The 2424-nt window shown below is 62.9% G+C and carries 2 protein-coding genes and 1 pseudogene; 1 reads left to right on the top strand and 2 read right to left on the bottom strand.

Features of this window, described 5'->3' with window-relative positions; translation table 11 throughout:
• Positions 1-1064 (bottom strand): annotated as a pseudogene (locus EPO09_RS17000) (hypothetical protein); the annotation flags it as partial.
• Positions 1065-1389: 325 nt separating this feature from the next.
• On the opposite strand from EPO09_RS17000, the gene EPO09_RS16995 reads away from it, so the two are divergent.
• Positions 1390-1701 (top strand): hypothetical protein, encoded by a 312-nt coding sequence (locus tag EPO09_RS16995; RefSeq protein WP_290644765.1) that lies wholly within the window; start codon positions 1390-1392, stop codon positions 1699-1701.
• Here the strand turns inward: EPO09_RS16995 and pgeF are convergent.
• Positions 1630-2424: peptidoglycan editing factor PgeF (gene pgeF / locus EPO09_RS16990; protein WP_367200082.1), on the bottom strand; the 795-nt coding region annotated here is incomplete at its 5' end. The two genes, EPO09_RS16995 and pgeF, sit on opposite strands and share 72 nt — an antisense overlap.

The raw sequence follows: 2424 nt of genomic DNA, 5'->3' as shown, positions 1-2424 counted from the left end.
TGGGGCGTCAAGGGTGCGTACTCGATGAGCTGGAAGTACGGATTCTCGAACACCACCGTGCCGGCCGTCGTCGCCACGTTCTTGCCCACCTCGAAGACGCTCTCGTCCGTCTGGGACATGTGGCCCTGACGCAGGTCGTTCATCAGGTGCTGCAGGCCTTGCTGCAGGCTTTCACCCTTGGTATCGACCGCCTTCTTGAGCGCCTCTGGGTTAAAGGCCAGGAAATTGCTGGGCGACGCGGCATCTGCCCATTGCTGCACGGCAAAACGCACACGCTGGCGTGCCTTGGCATCGCCTTGCAGGTTGTCCGCCAGCTTCTGCAGCGTGCGGGCGTTGAGCAGGTACATCGACGCCATGAAGGCGTTGACCGGGCTGCTGCCCCATTCCGGTGCATCAAAGCGGCGATCGCCGGCCTTGATCTGCTCGGGCTTTTCCAGCGAGCGGTTCCACAGTTCAGTGGCCTGCTGCATGTAGTCCTGCTGGATGTCCTTGAGCGCATCAGGCGAGACGGACAGACCAGCCATGGACGTCAAGGTCGAGCCCAGGCTCTTGCCCATCGATTCCATCGCTTGCTGCATCGGTTTGAGCGCACCCAGGCCAGGCGGCAAGGCCTCGGCTGATTGGCCCATCCACTGCTTCATGGCCTCGGACGCCTTTTCAGGGAAGCCCTTCAGATCCAGTTGCTCCATGCCGGGCACATTGAAGGCGCTGAACACCTTGGCGGCCTGCTCGAACGGCGCAGTGAAAGCGGAGGCATTGGCTGCCTTGGCCGCGCCGGCGGCATCGGCACGCTTGGCTTCAGGCTGAGCTTGCGCTGGCTTGGGCTGTGCGGTGCTGGCCGCCGTCTTGCGCGGCGCAGCCGGTTTGGCGGCCTTGCTGGCGCTGGTCGGCTTGGCAGGCGCTGCAGGCTTGCTCGCCGCTGTTTTCCTGGGTGTGGCGCCAGCCTTCTTGGCGGCTGGTCGTTTGGTCTTCGCTGCGGGCTTGGGTTGCACAGCAGCATCGCGCGGCGTCACGTCCTCGGCAGCGACAGCGCGCTGCGAGCGTGACCGTTGAGGAACAGCCATATGTCTCCTACTTGGAATCCTGAGCCAGCGCATCCGAAAAAATGATGCCCCGGCATGTTGCCGTATTCTGACCTCGTATTTTTTGAAGCGACAAGTCAGGCAGATGACTTTTGGCCAGTTTTCAACATCGGCCCAACGGTCATCAATCTGACTTGCTCACACGCCTTGCAGCAAGAGCTGTTCCAGAATAGATGCAAGCGCCATGACACGAATGATCTGCATCAATCATGTTGTGTGCATCGAGCCGCAATGCCTGCGGCAGCCTTCACCAATCGGATGATGTTGGATGTGGATTGTTGCGATAGCCTGGCTGTACGTGGCCGTGATGATGTCTTTGGCAGAAGCCACGAGCCCTCAGGGCACCGTACTGGGCGCGTTGATCACCTTTGTGTTTTATGGCGTCGGACCGCTGGCGCTGGTCATGTATTTGCTGAACGCTACAGGCAGGCGCAAAGCCAGGCTGAAGGCGGAGGAGCGCCGGCTTCATGTGGCTGCGCTCGCCGAGGCCAACAAGCAAACCAGTCTGGATGGCGATCAGCAGGGCCCAACGCCCATCGCCTCAGACTCAGGCTCGCAAACAGATCCCGGCGGCCTGCCTGCCAGTAACGCCATCGCGCCTGAACGAAAAGAACTTTGACGCATCGGACACGGTGCACCAGTTGCCACCACTGACGCGCATCACGCCGCAGCCCTGAAGGATGTCGCGCGCCAACCCCGGCAGATCAGCCAGCCATTTGGGCGGCGATACCGCTACGGTGCCTGGAGCCAAACCAGCTCGGCTTGAGCCGACATTTGGCTGACAAGGTTTGAACCGGGGATGTGGCACGGCACTGTCTGGGTCGACGCCAAAACCGATCAGCACATCGGCGCCCACCTCGAAGTGTTGCGGCCCGATGCAGGGGCCCAGCCAGACCACCAGATCAGCCGGCTCACAAGACGCAGCCTCACACAAGGCCGCCACCCCGGTGTGCACGATACCCCTGCCGGCCATGGCGCCCGCACCGGCCAGCCCGCGCCAGCCCGCATGCAAGGCCCCCACGCCGCGCCCCTCTGGTGCGGCCAGCAGCAAGGGCAGGCAATCGGCCACCATCACCGTGCAGGCCAGCCCCGGTTCCGTCGTGATGGCACCGTCTGCCTCGGGTTGCAGGTGCGCACCCGCCATCAGTTGATCGGCAGGATTGAACATATCGCCACGAGACGTGCCATGCGTCAGCCGAATCACCCGGTTGCCATGCACCTGCGTGAGCCAGGCCGGGCGGGCTTGCAGTTGCGCGGCAAACGCCTCGCGGTTATGCGCCACGGCCTGGGGCACATCCTGCACATGGTCGCCCAGATTGCAGTGCGCATAAGGGCTCTGGCT

Source organism: Aquabacterium sp. (assembly GCF_004297345.1).
Classification (GTDB): Bacteria; Pseudomonadota; Gammaproteobacteria; order Burkholderiales; family Burkholderiaceae_C; genus Aquabacterium.
Note: the sequence above shows the minus strand (reverse complement) of the source record. Positions and strands in the feature narration are given on the sequence as shown.